At 70.6% G+C, this 15,420-nt stretch carries 14 protein-coding genes and 1 pseudogene; 10 read left to right on the top strand and 5 right to left on the bottom strand.

From position 1 onward, the window contains the following. Genes ACIRON_RS12535 through ACIRON_RS12550 form a run of 4 tightly spaced genes read left to right on the top strand, consistent with a single transcriptional unit; the run spans position 1 to position 3,170 of the window. Positions 1 to 963 (top strand): metal ABC transporter substrate-binding protein, encoded by a 963-nt coding sequence (locus ACIRON_RS12535; RefSeq protein ID WP_402992631.1) that lies wholly within the window; start codon positions 1 to 3, stop codon positions 961 to 963. A 38-nt stretch (positions 964 to 1,001) separates the two neighbouring features. Continuing rightward, entirely contained in the window at positions 1,002 to 1,772 is a 771-nt protein-coding gene (locus tag ACIRON_RS12540; RefSeq protein WP_402992632.1) for a metal ABC transporter ATP-binding protein, read from the top strand. After that, a complete protein-coding gene (locus ACIRON_RS12545) occupies positions 1,772 to 2,791 on the top strand; it encodes a metal ABC transporter permease (protein WP_091048590.1) in 1,020 nt (339 codons plus the stop codon). Before ACIRON_RS12540 ends, ACIRON_RS12545 begins: the two co-directional genes overlap by 1 nt. Then, complete coding sequence (locus ACIRON_RS12550; protein ID WP_091048587.1) at positions 2,778 to 3,170, top strand: Fur family transcriptional regulator; 393 nt, start codon at positions 2,778 to 2,780, stop codon at positions 3,168 to 3,170. The genes ACIRON_RS12545 and ACIRON_RS12550 overlap by 14 nt, the downstream gene beginning before the upstream one ends. A gap of 137 nt (positions 3,171 to 3,307) precedes the next feature. On the opposite strand, the gene ACIRON_RS12555 is transcribed toward ACIRON_RS12550, so the two are convergent. The 3 genes and pseudogenes from ACIRON_RS12555 to recO all read right to left on the bottom strand — a co-directional run bounded on the left by ACIRON_RS12555 (position 3,308) and on the right by recO (position 6,101). Then, positions 3,308 to 4,096 carry an isoprenyl transferase gene (locus ACIRON_RS12555; protein ID WP_218131394.1) on the bottom strand — a complete coding sequence of 263 codons (789 nt, stop codon included), beginning with the start codon at positions 4,094 to 4,096 and terminating at the stop codon, positions 3,308 to 3,310. Positions 4,097 to 4,220: 124 nt separating this feature from the next. Further along, a pseudogene (locus tag ACIRON_RS12560) lies at positions 4,221 to 5,366 on the bottom strand (YibE/F family protein); the annotation flags it as partial. 6 nt (positions 5,367 to 5,372) lie between these two features. Further along, entirely contained in the window at positions 5,373 to 6,101 is a 729-nt protein-coding gene (gene recO / locus ACIRON_RS12565; protein ID WP_091048583.1) for a DNA repair protein RecO, read from the bottom strand. A 123-nt stretch (positions 6,102 to 6,224) separates the two neighbouring features. Between recO and ACIRON_RS12570 the strand changes: the two genes are divergently transcribed. Both ACIRON_RS12570 and ACIRON_RS12575 read left to right on the top strand, forming a co-directional pair. Further along, the gene (locus tag ACIRON_RS12570; RefSeq protein WP_402992633.1) at positions 6,225 to 7,025 is read left to right on the top strand and encodes an ion transporter; all 801 of its coding nucleotides are present in this window, start codon (positions 6,225 to 6,227) and stop codon (positions 7,023 to 7,025) included. A 78-nt stretch (positions 7,026 to 7,103) separates the two neighbouring features. Next, complete coding sequence (locus tag ACIRON_RS12575; RefSeq protein WP_402992634.1) at positions 7,104 to 8,849, top strand: protein kinase; 1,746 nt, start codon at positions 7,104 to 7,106, stop codon at positions 8,847 to 8,849. Between the two features lie 6 nt (positions 8,850 to 8,855). On the opposite strand, the gene ACIRON_RS12580 is transcribed toward ACIRON_RS12575, so the two are convergent. Beyond that, entirely contained in the window at positions 8,856 to 10,232 is a 1,377-nt protein-coding gene (locus tag ACIRON_RS12580) for a PLP-dependent aminotransferase family protein (RefSeq protein WP_402992635.1), read from the bottom strand. Between the two features lie 67 nt (positions 10,233 to 10,299). Between ACIRON_RS12580 and ACIRON_RS12585 the strand changes: the two genes are divergently transcribed. Continuing rightward, positions 10,300 to 11,292 carry a DMT family transporter gene (locus tag ACIRON_RS12585; RefSeq protein WP_402992636.1) on the top strand — a complete coding sequence of 331 codons (993 nt, stop codon included), beginning with the start codon at positions 10,300 to 10,302 and terminating at the stop codon, positions 11,290 to 11,292. Here the strand turns inward: ACIRON_RS12585 and leuA are convergent. Next, positions 11,273 to 13,033, bottom strand: a complete 1,761-nt coding sequence (gene leuA / locus ACIRON_RS12590) for a 2-isopropylmalate synthase (RefSeq protein WP_402992637.1) — start codon at positions 13,031 to 13,033, stop codon at positions 11,273 to 11,275. The two genes, ACIRON_RS12585 and leuA, sit on opposite strands and share 20 nt — an antisense overlap. A gap of 212 nt (positions 13,034 to 13,245) precedes the next feature. On the opposite strand from leuA, the gene ACIRON_RS12595 reads away from it, so the two are divergent. The 3 genes from ACIRON_RS12595 to ACIRON_RS12605 all read left to right on the top strand — a co-directional run bounded on the left by ACIRON_RS12595 (position 13,246) and on the right by ACIRON_RS12605 (position 15,413). Continuing rightward, positions 13,246 to 13,638, top strand: a complete 393-nt coding sequence (locus tag ACIRON_RS12595) for a pyridoxamine 5'-phosphate oxidase family protein (RefSeq protein WP_402992638.1) — start codon at positions 13,246 to 13,248, stop codon at positions 13,636 to 13,638. Positions 13,639 to 13,707: 69 nt separating this feature from the next. Further along, entirely contained in the window at positions 13,708 to 14,625 is a 918-nt protein-coding gene (locus tag ACIRON_RS12600; protein WP_402992639.1) for an ABC transporter ATP-binding protein, read from the top strand. After that, the gene (locus tag ACIRON_RS12605) at positions 14,622 to 15,413 is read left to right on the top strand and encodes an ABC transporter permease (RefSeq protein WP_402992640.1); all 792 of its coding nucleotides are present in this window, start codon (positions 14,622 to 14,624) and stop codon (positions 15,411 to 15,413) included. Before ACIRON_RS12600 ends, ACIRON_RS12605 begins: the two co-directional genes overlap by 4 nt. Positions 15,414 to 15,420: the final 7 nt, after the last annotated feature.

Consider the following 15,420-nt stretch of genomic DNA (forward strand, 5'->3'; position numbering starts at 1 on the left):
ATGACCCCCACTGCTCGCTCCGCCGGCCTCCTTGCTGTCGGCGCGCTCCTGCTCACCTCCGGCTGTGCCGCCCTCTCCGACGACTCCGGTTCCTCCGCCTCCGGATCAGATTCGGGGAAGGTCCAGGTCGCAGCCGCGTTCTACCCGCTGGAGTTCGTCGCGGAGCGAGTAGCGGGGGACCTCGCCGAGGTCACTCCCCTCACCAAGCCGGGCGTCGAGCCGCACGACCTCGAGCTCAGCATCAACCAGACCGCCGCGCTGCAGAGTGCCGACCTGATCCTCACCGAGCACGGCTTCCAGCCGGCCGTCGACGACGCGGTCGAGCAGGACGTCAAGGGTGAGGTCGTCGACGTCGAGAAGGTCGTCGAGCTCCGCAAGGCCGAGGAAGGCCACGAGGAGGGTCATGAGGAAGGTCACGAAGGCGAGGAGGAGCACGACCACGGCGAGTCCGACCCGCACTTCTGGCACGACCCGCTGCTGATGGCGCAGTACGCCGAGAGCGTCCGCGACGCTCTGGTCGAGGCCGACCCCGACAACGCCGAGACCTACGAGGCCAACGCGAAGTCGCTCACCGAGGACCTGACGAAGGTCGACGAGGAGTTCAAGGCCGGCCTGGCGCAGTGCAAGATCAAGGACGTCGTCGTCTCCCACGACGCCTTCGGCTACCTGGACAAGTACGGCCTGGAGTTCGAGTCGATCGCCGGCCTGACCCCCGACGCCGAGCCCAACCCGGCCCAGCTCGCCGAGATCGGCGAGCACGCCAAGGAGCACGGCGTGACCACGATCTTCTCCGAGCGTCTGGTCAGCACCGCGCTCGCCGACACCCTCGCCGACGACCTCGGCCTGAAGACCGCCGTGCTCGACCCGATCGAGGGCCTCTCGGCAGACACCGAGGGAGAGGACTACCTTTCCCTCATGCGCCAGAACCTCGACGCTCTGAAGGCGGCCAACGGTTGTCAGTGAAACCCGACGGGAACAGCACCGTTCCCTCCGATGTCCCCGTGCAGCTCCTGCACGGGGATGTCGCCCTGTCCGGACGCCCCGTCCTGCGCGACGTGGACCTGACGGTCGAGCGCGGTGAGTTCGTCGCGCTGATGGGCGCCAACGGCTCCGGCAAGTCGACGCTCGTACGCACCCTGGTCGGCCTCAACCCGCTCTCGGCCGGTCGCCTGGAGCTGTTCGGCCGTCCGCTGGCCGGGTTCCACGACTGGTCCCGGGTCGGCTACGTGCCGCAGCGAAGCACGGCCACCGGCGGCGTACCCGCCTCGGTCTGGGAGGTCGTCGCCTCCGGCCGGCTCACCCACCGCAAGCTGCTGCGGCCGCTGCGCAGTGCCGACCGGGCCGCGATCCGGGCCGCGCTCGAGGTGGTCGGGATGGATGCGTACGCCCACCGTGGGGTCGCCCAGCTCTCCGGCGGTCAGCACCAGCGGGTGCTGATCGCGCGGGCGCTCGCCGGCCGCCCCGAGCTGCTGCTCCTCGACGAGCCCACCGCCGGCGTCGACCTGCCCAACCAGCACGCGCTGGCCGGGGCTCTCAGCCGGCTCAAGGAGGAGGGCGCCACGATCGTGCTGGTCGCCCACGAGCTCGGGCCGCTGGCTCCGTTGGTCGACCGCGCCGTCGTCATGCGCGACGGGCGCAAGGCCTACGACGGCCCGCCCCTCTCCGACGCCGACGTCCACGCCCAGGGCTTCGACGCCGGGCACGTCCACTGCGACGACGCTTCGACCCCCGAGCCCAGCGCCGCCGTCCCGACCCCGCTCAAGGAACTGTGATGACTCTTCTCGAGCTCTTCTCGGTGCCGTTCATGCAGCGGGCCCTGATCGCGGCGTTCCTCGTCGGGATCGCGGCGCCGGCGGTCGGCACCTACATCGTGCAGCGGCGACTGGCGCTGATGGGTGACGGCATCGGTCACGTCGCCGTCACCGGCGTCGCGATCGGCCTGTGGACCCAGACCTCGCCGACCTGGGCCGCGGTGATCGTGGCGATCGCCGGGGCCGTGGTCATCGAGATCGTGCGCGAGCGCGGCCACGCCGAAGGCGACGTCGCCCTGGCGATGCTCTTCTACGGCGGGCTCGCCGGCGGTGTCTTCGTCACCGGGCTCGCCGGCACCGGCGCCTCCCGGCTCCAGGAGTTCCTCTTCGGCTCGATCCTGACGATCTCGGTCGACGACCTGCTCGTGACGATGGCCCTCGCGGTCGTGCTGATCGTGATCTGCGTCGGCCTCTCGCCACAGCTGTTCGCGGTCTCCCAGGACGCCGACTATGCCAAGGTCGCCGGGCTGCCGGTGCGGTTCTACTCCATCCTCGTCGCCGTGCTCGCTGCCCTGAGCGTGGTGATCGCGATGCGCACCGTCGGGCTGCTGCTCGTCTCCGCCCTCATGGTCGTACCCGTCGCGATCGTGCAGCAGCTGACCCGGTCGTTCCGGATGACGCTGCTCGGTGCCATGGGCGCCGGCCTGGCCGCCTCGGTCGGCGGCCTGGTGCTCGCGGCCGCGCTCTCCCGCACCGGCGCCAACGTCCAGCCGGGACCCAGCATCGTGCTGGTCGCCCTGGCCGGGTTCTTCCTGGTCTGGCCGATCGGCGCCTGGCTACGCCGCCGGCGGGCGCTCGTGGCCCCGTTCCCGGAGACCGCGCCCGTGGAGAAGCCGGTCGACGAGGCACACCCGCACCACCACGGCGAGAAGTGTGGCCACGTCGCCGTCGAGCACGGCGACCACGTCGACTACATCCACGACGGGCACCGGCACGCGGCGCACGTCGGTGCCGAGGGAGAGCACTATGACGAGCATTGATCCCCCGAGCTCCCTGCGCCCCACCAAGCAGCGGCTCGCCGTGGCCGAGGCGCTACGGACCTACGACGGCTTCCACTCCGCCCAGGAGATCCACTCCCGTCTCGACGGCACCGTCGGCCTCGCCACCGTCTACCGCACGCTGACCGCGCTGGCCGAGGCCGGCGCGGTCGACGCGATGCGCTCCGAGGACGGCGAGACGATCTACCGCCGCTGCTCCGACACCCACCACCATCACCTGGTCTGCCGTCAGTGCGGCCGCACCGTCGAGGTCGAGGGCCCCGCCGTCGAGCGCTGGACCAAGACCATGGCCGAGGACAACGGCTTCACCGACGTCTCCCACACCCTGGAGATCTTCGGCACCTGCACCGACTGCCGCTAGCTCGCCGAAGCGTCACCTACGTCGGCCGAAGCGTCACTCGCGTCGGCCGACGTGCCACCTCGCTGCCGGCTCGCCCGACGTACGTGACGCCTCGCCCGACGTACGTGACGCCTCGGCCGACGCGAGTGACGTCTCGGCTAGACGGGGTTGGGGAGGGCGCCGCCGTAGCGGCGGTCCCGGGAGGCGTACGTCTCGATGGCGTGCCACAGGTGGCGGCGGTCGACGTCGGGCCACAGCACGTCGGTGAAGACGAACTCGGAGTAGGCGGCCTGCCAGAGCATGTAGTTGGACAGCCGCTGCTCGCCGGAGGTGCGCCAGATGAGGTCGGCGTCGGGGAGGTCGGGGACGTAGAGGTAACGCTCGAAGGTCTTCTCGGTGATCTTCTCCGGACGCAGCTTCCCGGCGCGTACGTCCTCACCCATCCGCCGCACGGCGTCGGTGAGCTCGGCGCGACCGCCGTAGTTGACGCACATCGTCAGCGTGCAGACGGTGTTGTCCTTGGTCATCTCCTCGGCGATCTTGAGCTCGTTGATGACCGACTTCCACAGCCGCGGCGCACGACCGGCCCAACGCACCCGGACCCCGAGCTCGTTCATCTCGTCCCGGCGGCGGCGGATGACGTCGCGGTTGAACCCCATCAGGAACTTCACCTCGTCGGGCGAGCGCGACCAGTTCTCGGTGGAGAACGCGTAGGCCGAGATCGCCTTCACGCCGATCTCGATGGCTCCCTCGACGACGTCGAAGAGCGAGGACTCACCGGCTTCGTGGCCCTTGGTCCGGGGGAGGCCACGGTCCTTGGCCCATCGGCCGTTGCCGTCCATGATGATCGCCACGTGGTGCGGGACGAGGTCCTTGGGGACCGGGGGCGGGGTAGCCCCGGACGGGTGGGGTGTTGGGGTACGGACCGGCTTGCTCACGAGGCCCAACCCTAGTCGGCCGATACCCAGGAGGCGGCTGCGGCCTGGGCGGGACCATCGCGCGCCGGGGCGCGTCGTACTCCATCTCCGCCGGGTCCCCGGCCGGACCGGGGACGGTCAGCGCGCCGATGATCGTAGTGATCGGCATCGCCAGCACCACCCCGATGCCCGCGGCCATGGTGGCGACGATCTCGCCGGCCATCTGCTCGGTCGTCAGCAGCGAGAGGAAGGTGCGGTCGTAGAGCTGGATCACCAGCAGCAGGGTCAGCGCGCTGCCGACGTAGGCGAACACGATCGTGTAGATCGTCGAGGCGACGTGGTCACGGCCGATCCGCATCGCGCCGCGGAAGACGTCCCAGCGTGACGTGTCCGGGCCGGCGGCGCGCAGCTCCCACACCGCGGAGGCCTGGGTGATGGTGACGTCGTTGAGCGCGCCGAGGCCGGCGATGATCACCGCGGCGACCAGCAGGCTCTGCAGGTCGAGCGCGGCGTCGAGCGAGGAGAGCGTCTGACCGCTCTCCGAGCCCAGTCCGGACAGCCGGCTCGCACCGATGGCGAAGGTGCCGATCAGTGCGGTCACCGCGACCCCGGCCAGGGTGCCGGCGAGCGCGACCGACGTACGCACCGAGAACCCGTGGGTGGTGTAGAGCACCACGTAGAGAATCAGCACCGAGGAGACCAGCGCGGCCCACGCCGCGGGCTCGCCGGAGAGCAGCGCGGGCAGCAGGAACAGCCACACCACAGCCCCCGCGAACCCCAGGCCGAGCACCGCCATCAGCCCGCGCATCCGCGCGACGGCGACGACACACGCGACGAAGAGGCCGACCAGCAGGACCAGCGGCGGCCCGCGCTTGACGTCGAAGAAGGCGTACGTCGCCTCCCCCTCCTTCTCCATGCGGGAGAGCTCCACCTCGTCGCCGGTCTCCAGCCCGGAGCGGGCCATCGGGGTCGAGACCTCCACCGCGACCTCGGTGCCGGTGTCGGGTCCGCTGGTGAGGGTCACGGTGGCGGTGTTGCAGCCCTTCGGCGTGTTCTCGGTGCTGCACGGCTCCGAGACCGAGACCACGTCGGCGGTCTCGAAGACGACGCCCTCGGCGATGAACTCCTGCGACCCCTGGAGCTTGTCGACCGCGGCACGGTCGGGCCACCACAGAGCCACCCCGACGACGGTGAGCACGGCGACGAGCACCAGCGAGACCGTCAGCACCATCCGCGGCAGGACCTCGACCTCCACCTCGGCATCGTGCTCACCGTGGGAGTGGCCGTGGGAGTGGGCCATCGTTCCTCAGCTCTCGACGTATTCGAGCGAGCGCAGGTTGCGGTCCAGATGCCAGGAGAGGTACGCGGCGACCAACCCGCTCGCCTGCCTGCTGGTCCGGTCCTCGGCGCGGCCGACGGTATCCCAGTCACCTGAGAGCAGCGCGCCGAGGTGGGTGAGCGTCTCGGGCGAGGGCGTCGCCGAACCGGGCACCCGGCAGGTCGTGCACAGCGCGCCGCCCATGGACACGTTGAACCAGCGGTGCGGACCCTCCAGCCCGCACCTCGCGCACGCCTCGAAAGAGGGCGCGTAGCCGGCGACCGCCAGCGAGCGGAGCAGGTAGGAGTCGAGCACGTGCCGGGGAAGCCGGTCGCCCTGGGCGAGCACCCGCAGCCCGCCGACGAGCAGCAGATACTGCTGCGGGGCCGGCTCGCCCTCCTCGTGGACCAGCCGGTCGGCGGTCTCGAGCATCGCGGTGCCGGCGGTGTAGCGGTCGTAGTCCAGCCCGATCCCGGCATGGAACAGGGTCAGCGTCTCGGCCTGGGTGATCGTGTCGAGGTTGCGCCCCTCGGCGAACTGCAGGTCGACGTGGGTGAACGGCTCCAGCCGCGATCCCCACCGCGAGGTGGTGCGCCGCACGCCCTTCGCCACCGCACGCACCCGTCCGTGGTCACGGGTGAGCATGGTGATGATGCGGTCGGCCTCACCGAGCTTGTGGGTGCGAAGCACGATGGCCTCGTCGCGGTAGAGGGGCACGACACCATTCTGCCGCGTGGCACCGACAACCGCGGCAGCGACAGACCGACGTCGATGCCACATGATGGCAACGACGCGTGTGGTTGACCTGCTTTGGTGGACGCGTCTCCTATCGTGCCCACCATGAGCTCCACAGGCATCGTCCGTCGCCACGACGATCGCGAGCCGGGCGCCCCGGCGACGCCGCCGGTCACACTGGTCGACTGGCTGATGCTCGCGCTCGCGATCATCTCGGTCGTCCTGCTGGTCTGGATCACCTTCTGGGACGTACCCGGAGTCTGGGAAGACCGGGTGATCATCGCCGACTACGTGATCTGCGGGATCTTCTTCGTCGAGTTCAGCGTCCGCTGGGTCAGGTCCGGGCTGGGGTGGAAGTTCCTGGCGCTCTACTGGTACGAGATCCTCGGCATGATCCCGCTCTCGGACCCGGCCTTCCGCGCCTTCCGGCTGCTGCGGGTGGTGGTCATCTTCGTGCGGCTGATGCGTGTGGCCGACCGCACGTTCGGCGACCGCATCACGGCGTACGTGGTCGGGAGGTTCTCCGGGGCGATCGTCAACGCGATCCGGACGCCGATCACGGTCGCGGTGCTCGACGAGGTGATCGCGGTGGTCCAGACCGGCAACTACACCCGGCACATCTCCACCGCGATCGAGGAGAACCGCGCCGAGATCGACGCGCTGATCATCGACCTCATCCGGCAGGACCAGGCGACCGGCAAGCTGCGGTATCTCCCCTTCCACGACGACGTCGTCCGGCTCGTGGCCGACACCGTGCTGCGTCTGGTCGAGGAGGGCCTGGCCGACACTCGGGTCCACGAGATCATCTCCGACGCCATCCGCGAGTCCGCCGTGGAACTGAGGGAGAACATCGGCTCCGAGGCGCACGCCGCGGTCAAGCGGGACAAGGAACGCTTCGGGAAGTAGGTCTCGATTTCTTAGCGAAACCTGCTCAAGTAGGTGTCACCGCAGCGCCTCCCGGAGGATTCAGGGCATGATTCGGCCATGAGCGCGACCTTCCCGACCAGTCTCGGGCGGCTGCAGCAGGTCCGCCACATCGGCGCCGGTGCCTTCGCCTCCGTCTGGCTCTACTACGACCCCGATCTCGACTCCCACGTGGCGGTCAAGGCGCTCGCCCCCGGATGGGTGTCGAACCCGGAGATCCACAAGCGCTTCCTCCAGGAGGCGCGGCTGCTCCGCTCGGTCGACTCACCCCATGTCGTGCGTGTCTACGACATCGGCCAGACGAGCACCGGCATCCCCTTCTTCGTGATGTCGTACGCCGACGGCGGCTCGGTCGCCGACCTGCTCACGGCCTCCCCCGGCGGTCTGGACGTGCACGAGGTCGCCGAGATCGTCACTCAGGCCGCCGACGGCCTCATGGCGTTGAAGGCTCGCGGGGTGATCCACCGCGACATCAAGCCCGCCAACCTGCTGGTCACCTCCGAGACCTCCGGCGGCACCGCCGGCGCTCGCCGGGTGATGATCGCCGACCTGGGTGTGGCCCGCTCGCTCGACTCCCTCAACGAGGTCACCCGCGACATCGGCACCCCGTCCTACATGGCGCCCGAGCAACTCGACCCGTCGCTGCCGATCGACCATCGCGCCGACGTACGGGCCCTCGGCGCGGTCGCCTGGGCGCTGCTCGCCGGCCGCTCCCCCGCCCCCGCTCTCGGGCTCACCTCCCGAGTCCCCGAGGCAGGTTCCGTACGTCCCCTCCCGGCCCCGATCAGCCAGGCCATCGCCCGGGCGCTGGAGCCCCGGGCCGAGGACCGCTGGCCCGACGCACGCTCGTTCGCCGACGGGCTCCGCGGCGCGGTCGCAGGCACCCGCGTCTCCCCCGGGCAGCCGCACTCCGCGCCTCAGCCTCCGCCACCCACCTCGACCTCCTCGACCTCGCCGTGGCAGAAGTCGGCGTCCCAGGTGCCACCCGTCGGCCCGCCGAGCGGGCCACCCAGCGGACCCCCCAGCGGGCCGCCGACCGGATCACCCTTCGAGCAGCCCACGACGGTGCCGACCAGCATCGCGACGCAGCACCCGCAGAAGCGGAAGCGCACCGGGCTCCTGGTCGGCGGCCTGGCCGCTGTCGTGGTCATCGGGCTCGTCGCCGGGCTGATCTACTTCGTGAACAACGGTGGAAGTGACGTACCCGTGGTCGGCGAGTGCCGCGATCTCGACTACGCCGCGGCGACCGAGTTCGTCGACGAGACGGAGCCGGTCGACTGCGCCGAGCCGCACACGCTCTACACCTTCCACGTCGCCACCGACGTGAAGACCTACAACGACAACGAGGCCGCCGGGGCCGCCTGCTTCACCCGCCTGGAGACCGGCCTCGGGCTGCAACCCGAGACGCTGGCCCGCACCGCCTACATCGTGAGCTGGTACTGGCCCGCGGAGGCCACCTGGAACGACGGCAACCGCTACGTCCGGTGCGATGTCGGGGTGACGGTCCAGGGAGCACCGATGATCGACATGCCCGAGGACCCGGTGCCCGACCCGTTCCCGACCGACCTGCGGGCCTGCATCGACAGCAAGATCGACAAGGTCGTCCGCTGCGGGACCACCCACGACTACATCGTCGTGGACACCTTCGAGATGACCGGCGACACCTATCCCGAGCAGAGCGATACCAACGTCCAGGGGCTGGGCGGCTGTCCGGCGGAGGCGACGATGTTCAAGCCGCCGTTCAAGACCGCCTGGATGGCCGGCAGCCGCCTGGGTCTCTGCGCGAAGTACGACGTCGAGTCCTAGGAGCTCCTAGGAGATCAGCGGCGCCAGCCGCCTGACCGCCTCCCGGAGGCGGTCAGGGGTCGTCGCCGCGTAGCCGATCACCAGCCCCGGCGGACCCTCACCCTCGCGGTGCCGGCTCAACGGGTGCACGGCGATGCCCGCCTCGAGCGCGGCCGCGGCAAGAGCCGCGTCGTCGACCCCGTCGGGAAGCGTCGCGAGTACGTGGAGTCCGGCCGCGACGCCTCGGACCCGAACCGCCGGCAGGTGCTCGGTGAGCGCCTCGAGCAGGGCGTCGCGGCGAGCCTTGTGTCGCTGCCGGACCAGTCTCAGGTGTCGCTCGAAGGCACCCGAGGTGAGCATCCGCGCCAGGATGATCTGGGGTAGCGCCGGGCTGGCCAGGTCGAGCCAGTAGCGAGCCTCGACCAGCTCCTCCTGCATGCCGGACGGGGCGACCAGCCAGCCGATCCGCATCGCGGGTGCGAGCGTCTTGGAGACGCTGCCGAGGTGGACGACCCGGTCGGGTGCGAGCACCTTCACCGCCGCGACCGGCGGCCGGTCGTAGCGGTGCTCGGCATCGTAGTCGTCCTCGATCACCAGCCGGTCCGGCTCCGCCCGGACCCACTCGACCAGCTCTCGACGCCGCTGCGGGGAGAGCACGACCCCGGTCGGGAACTGGTGCGCCGGCGTGACCACGACGGCATCGACGCCGCTGGCCTCGAGCGCCGCCACGTCCAGACCGTCGCCGTCCACCGGCACCGGGACCGTCGTCATCCCCCACCGCTGCAGGTGCACCCGGCCGCCGTAGGATCCCGGCTCCTCGAAGCCGACCCTGGTCCGGCCACGCTCCTCCAGCCAGCGCGCCAGGAGCACGAGCCCCTGGGCGACGCCGTTGATCACCAGGATCTCGTCGGGCGAGACCGTGAGGCCGCGGGTGCGGCCCAGCCAGACCGCGAGCGCCTCGCGCAGCGCCGGCACGCCGCGCGGGTCGCCGTAGCCGAGGTCGGCGCTGCCGATCTCGGCGATCACCTCGCGCGACGCCTTCGCCCACGCGGCCCGTGGGAAGGCCGAGAGGTCGGGCACTCCCGGGGAGAGGTCCAGATCGGGAGTCGGCAGTCGCGTGGCGGCACCGAGACGGCGTACGGCTCCGGGGACCGCGCTCACCCGCGTGCCGCCGCCACTGCGGGCCGAGAGCAGCCCCTCGTCGGTGAGCCGTTGGTACGCCTCGACCACCACCCCGCGCGAGAGGCCGAGCTGGGTGGCGAGGGTGCGCGAGGCCGGCACCCGGGCACCGACCGCGAGTCGACCGTCGGCGACCGCGTCGCGCAGCGCACCGGTCAGCCAGGTCGCCAGCCCGCCCGACGGTACGCCGGCCGGGTCGAGCTGGAGGAAGTCCGCGCCGGTCACTTGGTCCACTCTGCCAGGTCAGGTTTGGATCTGTCTGCCAGACCAAGTTGGCGCGAACCTCGTAGACATGACCACCGAAGCCCTCCCTGACATCGCCTCCGACGGCATCGCCGACCCCGGCGGAGCGGCGCGCCGCCGCGGCACCCTGCTCGGCATCGTCTTCGCCGCGACCGGGATGGTCTGCGTCGGCAGCAGCGTCGCCGTCTCGGCCGCGATCACCGATGCCCCGCTCTTCACCCTGCAGAGCGTCCGGTACGCCCTCGCCGCCCTCCTCCTGCTCGCGGTCGCCCGCGTCACCGGTTGGCGGGTGCCGCGGCCCCGCGGTCGCGAGTGGCTCTGGCTGGCCGGAGTCGCCACCGCCGGCCTGGTGCTCTTCAACGTCGGCGTCGTCCGCGGTGTCGCCCATGCCGAGCCGGCGGTGATCGGCGTCGCCGTCGCCGCGGTTCCGATGCTGCTCGCCGTCGTCCCGGCGGTCGCGACCCGCACCCTCCCGGCTCGCACAGTGATCATCGGGGCCATGGTCGTGACCGCGGGCGCCGTCGTGGTCGAGGGCTTCGGGAAGACCGATGCGGCCGGGGTCGGCTACGCGCTCCTCGTGCTGGTCTGCGAGGCAGGCTTCACGCTCCTGGCGGTGCCCGTCCTCCCGCGCCTGGGTGCCTTCGGCGTCTCGTTCCACTCGGTGTGGATGGCCACCGCCGGCATGGCCGTCATCGGTGTCACGACCGAAGGACCGGCCGCCGTCACCACGCTCGACACCGGCGACCTGCTCGCGGCGCTCCACCTGGCGGCGGTCGTCACCACGCTCGCGTTCCTGCTCTGGTTCACCGCGGTCAAGCGCCTCGGCTCCGGCCGCGCCGGGCTGCTGACCGGCGTCGTGCCCGTGGCGGCGGCAGCCCTGGGCGTACCTCTCAACGGGGTCGTGCCCGGACCGATGGTCTGGCTGGGCACCGCGGTGGTCGCGCTGGGACTGCTGATCGGCCTCCAGGAGTCGCCGAGTCGGCGCGTCAGAACGCGCCGACTCGGCAGATCTCAGCGAAGGGTCAGCCGCGCGGGATCGTGACCGCCTGAGCGCGGTTGGCCGCGCAGACCACAGCCCGCAGGGAGGCGGTGACGATGTTCTCGTGGATGCCGATGCCCCACACGATCTCGCCGGCGATCTCGCACTCGACGTACGCAGCCGCGGCCGCGTCGCCACCGGCCGAGAGCGCGTGCTCGGCGTAGTCGAGCACCCGGATCTCGGCGCCGGCCTCCTTGAGCGCGTCGACGAACGCGGCCACTGGGCCGTTGCCGGCGCCCTTGTAGGTGCGGGCCTCGCCGCGCACCCGCAGGTCGACGACCTGCTGGTCACCGCCCTCGGCGTCGGTCACCGAGGACCAGCTCTCCAGGGCGTACGGCTCCTCGCGCTCGAGGTACTCCGCGGAGAAGATTGACCAGATCTCCTCCGGGCTGACCTCGCCGCCCTCGGAGTCGGTGTGCTGCTGGACCACCCGCGAGAACTCGATCTGCGCACGACGCGGCAGGTCCAGGGAGTGCTCGGTCTTGAGCAGGTAGGCCACGCCGCCCTTGCCGGACTGGCTGTTGACCCGGATGACGGCCTCGTAGGTGCGGCCGACGTCCTTGGGGTCGATGGGCAGGTAGGGCGCCTCCCACGGGATCTCGCTGACGTCCTTGCCGGCCTCGGCGGCGATCCGGTCGAGGTCCTCCAGGCCCTTCTTGATGGCGTCCTGGTGGGAGCCGGAGAAAGCGGTGTAGACCAGGTCGCCGGCGTAGGGGTGGCGCGGGTGGACGTTGATGTTGGTGACGTACTCGACCGTGCGGCGGATCTCGTCGATGCCGCCGCCGACGGTGAAGTCGATCTGCGGGTCGATGCCCTGGGAGAAGAGGTTCATGCCCAGGGTGACCAGGTCGACGTTGCCGGTGCGCTCGCCGTGACCGAACAGGCAGCCCTCGACGCGGTCGGCGCCGGCCATCAGGCCGAGCTCGGTGGCCGCGACCGCGGTGCCGCGGTCGTTGTGCGGGTGGAGGCTGATGGCGGAGTGCTCGCGGCGGGTCAGGCCCCGCCCGAAGTACTCGATCTGGTCGGCGTAGGTGTTCGGGGTCGACATCTCCACGGTGGCGGGCAGGTTGAGGATGATCTCCCGGCCGGCCTCCGGCTGCCACACGTCCGAGACCCGCTCACAGACCTCGAGGGCGTAGTCGGTGTCGGTCTGGGTGAAGATCTCGGGCGAGTACTGGTAGCCGAAGTCCTCGGTGCCGATCAGCTCCGGGACGTACTCCTCGGCGTACTTCATCACCATCTCGGTGCCGCGCACCGCGATCCCGATGCACTCGGCCGGGGTCACGTTGAACACGACCCGGCGGAACAGCTCCGCGGTGGCGTTGTAGAGGTGGATCGTGGCGCGCGGGGCGCCGGCGATCGACTCGGCGGTGCGCGAGATGAGGTCCTCGCGGGCCTGGGTCAGGACCGAGATCTGTACGTCATCGGGGATCCGATCGTCCTCGATCAGCTTGCGCACGAAGTCGAAGTCGGTCTGCGAGGCCGACGGGAAGCCGACCTCGATCTCCTTGTAGCCCATCGCGACCAGCAGCTCGAACATCCGCAGCTTGCGCGCCGGCGTCATCGGGTCGATCAGGGCCTGGTTGCCGTCACGCAGGTCGGTGGAGAGCCATCGCGGAGCCTTGGTGATCTTCTTGGTGGGCCAGGTGCGGTCGGGTACGTCGACGGGAACGAACGCGCGATAGCGCTCGTGCGGCATCCCCGACGTCTTCTGCTGGTTGCTGGAGTTGCTCAGGTTGGTCATGGAGTCCTCATCAGGTGGGAGCGAGTGCCGGCGCACGTCGAACCTCCGCAGCGAGGGAGTCCGGCTTCTCAGACCCCGCTGCGGCAGCTAAGGAGGAGGCTGCGCATCATGACTCGGTAACAATAACAGAACAGAACTGGCAGACTGGCCGCGCGGGGCGATTGATCCTCAACGCTGAGACGCGGAAGTGACGACGAAGGGGAGGAACGGGCGTGGCCCAACTGGAAGAGCTCACGGTCGAGGAGACCTGGCGGTTCGCGGCGGACACCCAGATCTCCCGGATCGGCTGGACCGGCCCGCGCGGCCCGGTGGTGCTGCCGGTGAACCACGTCGTGCACGAGGAGACGCTCTGGATCCGCACCTCGGCCCACTCCTCGATGGCCGAGCAGATCGACGAGAGCGCCGTCGCGCTGCTGGTCGACGACCTCGCCCCCGACACCCATGTGGGCTGGTCGGTGCTGTTCAAGGGACGCGCCGAGATCCTCTATCGCGACGACCAGATCCCCGACGTCGTCAAGAACCTCCATCCCTGGCCGGCCGGCCCTCGTCCGTTGTGGGTGCGGCTGCGCCCCAAGGAGGTCACCGGCCGCCGGCTGGTCGCCTGACATTTGTCACCTCACGGTCGTGAGGAAGGGACGAGGCATCTCGGGTGACCTCGGGCCACGCTTGTCGGCATGAGCGTTGCCACACCAACCCGCACCACGTCCGCCGTGCGCCTCGACTCGGTCACCAAGAGCTTCGGTGCCGTCGAGGCGGTTCGCGGCATCGACCTGGACCTCGACCAGGGGGAGGTGGTGGCGTTCCTCGGGCCGAACGGAGCCGGGAAGACCACCACGATCGACATGATCCTCGGGCTCACCCGCCCCACGTCCGGCACCGCGCAGGTGCTCGGTCGCAGCCCCCGCGACGCCGTCGCCCACGGTCTCGTCTCCGCGGTGATGCAGACCGGCGGGCTCCTCAAGGACATGACGGTGCGCGAGACGGTGGAGTACACCGCGAGCCTCTTCGCCGACACCATGCCGGTCGCAGAGGCGCTGCGGGGCGCCGGCATCGAGGGGATCGCGAACCGCAAGGTCGGCAAGTGCTCGGGAGGTGAGCAGCAGCGGCTCCGCTTCGCGATGGCGCTGCTCCCCGACCCGGCGCTGCTGCTGCTCGACGAGCCGACCACCGGCATGGACGTCGAGGGGCGGCGTACGTTCTGGAACGCCATCCGCGCCGACGCCGAGCGCGGCCGGACGGTCATGTTCGCCACCCACTATCTGGAGGAGGCCGACCAGTACGCCGACCGGATCGTGCTGATCTCCCAGGGGCGCATCGTCGCCGACGGCACCGGCTCCGAGATCCGCGCGCTGGCCGCCGGCCGCACCGTGCGCGCCACGGTCGACAGGTTCACCGCCGAGACCGAGGAGCGTCTGCGCGCCGTCGGCGGGATCGACGGCATCGACGTACGCGGCGAGCAGGTCGTCGTCCACACCAAGGAGAGCGACGCCGTCGCGCGCTTCCTGCTGACCGAGACCGCCGCCCGCGACCTCGAGATCACGTCCAAGAACCTCGAGGAAGCCTTCCTCAGCCTGACCGGAGACGACCAGTGAGCACCACGACGACAGCACCCGCAGTGACCGCCCGCCGCACCCCTCCCCTGGGCGGCTTCAACCTCACCCTGCTCAGGATCGAGCTGCGGCGGCTGCTCCGCAACCGGCGTACGGTGATCTTCACGCTGCTGCTCCCGGCCGGTCTGGCGCTCGCCTTCGGCGGGCAGTCGGGGTGGGAGCAGCCGGCCGGCGAGGGGAACGTCGCTGCGTACATCCTGATCTCGATGGCCATGTACGGCGCCGCGCTGACCGCGGCGAGCGTCGGCTCGATGGTGGCCCTGGAGCGCTCGGTCGGCTGGTCGCGGCAGCTGCGGCTCACGCCGCTGAACCCGGTGGCGTACATCCTGACCAAGGCGGTCGTCGCGCTCACCATGGGCGCCCTGGCGATCCTGACGGTCAACCTGATCGGCAAGCTGCAGGGCAAGGCCGAGATGCCGGTCTCGGTGTGGCTCACGGCCATGGTGGTGACCCTGTTCTGCACCCTCACCTTCGCCGCGCTCGGCGTCTTCGTCGGCTACGTCGTGCCCGGGGAGAACGCGATGCAGATCCTCGGACCCGGCCTGGCGCTGCTCTCCTTCCTCGGCGGCCTCTTCATCCCGCTGAGCACCTACGCCCCGGTGGTGCGCCACATCGCCTACTGGACCCCGATGTACGGCGTCGCCGAGGTGACGAGGGCGCCGCTGACCCACGAGCTGCCCTGGTACGCCGTGGTCAACGCGATCGCCTGGTTCCTGGTCTTCATCGCCGGCGCGGCCTGGCGGATGAGCAAGGACACGGCGCGGGTCTGACTAACGT

The sequence above is a fragment of the Nocardioides sp. NPDC101246 genome, assembly GCF_044767415.1.
Taxonomy (GTDB): Bacteria; Actinomycetota; Actinomycetes; order Propionibacteriales; family Nocardioidaceae; genus Nocardioides.

What these genes read in the sequence shown, in the direction of transcription:
- ACIRON_RS12535 (WP_402992631.1), top strand. Translation starts at nt 1, where the DNA reads ATGACCCCCACTGCTCGCTCCGCCGGCCTCCTTGCTGTCGGCGCGCTC.
- ACIRON_RS12545 (WP_091048590.1), top strand. Translation starts at nt 1,772, where the DNA reads ATGACTCTTCTCGAGCTCTTCTCGGTGCCGTTCATGCAGCGGGCCCTG.
- ACIRON_RS12550 (WP_091048587.1), top strand. Translation starts at nt 2,778, where the DNA reads ATGACGAGCATTGATCCCCCGAGCTCCCTGCGCCCCACCAAGCAGCGG.
- ACIRON_RS12570 (WP_402992633.1), top strand. Translation starts at nt 6,225, where the DNA reads ATGAGCTCCACAGGCATCGTCCGTCGCCACGACGATCGCGAGCCGGGC.
- ACIRON_RS12575 (WP_402992634.1), top strand. Translation starts at nt 7,104, where the DNA reads ATGAGCGCGACCTTCCCGACCAGTCTCGGGCGGCTGCAGCAGGTCCGC.
- ACIRON_RS12585 (WP_402992636.1), top strand. Translation starts at nt 10,300, where the DNA reads ATGACCACCGAAGCCCTCCCTGACATCGCCTCCGACGGCATCGCCGAC.
- leuA (WP_402992637.1), bottom strand. Translation starts at nt 13,033, where the DNA reads ATGACCAACCTGAGCAACTCCAGCAACCAGCAGAAGACGTCGGGGATG.
- ACIRON_RS12600 (WP_402992639.1), top strand. Translation starts at nt 13,708, where the DNA reads ATGAGCGTTGCCACACCAACCCGCACCACGTCCGCCGTGCGCCTCGAC.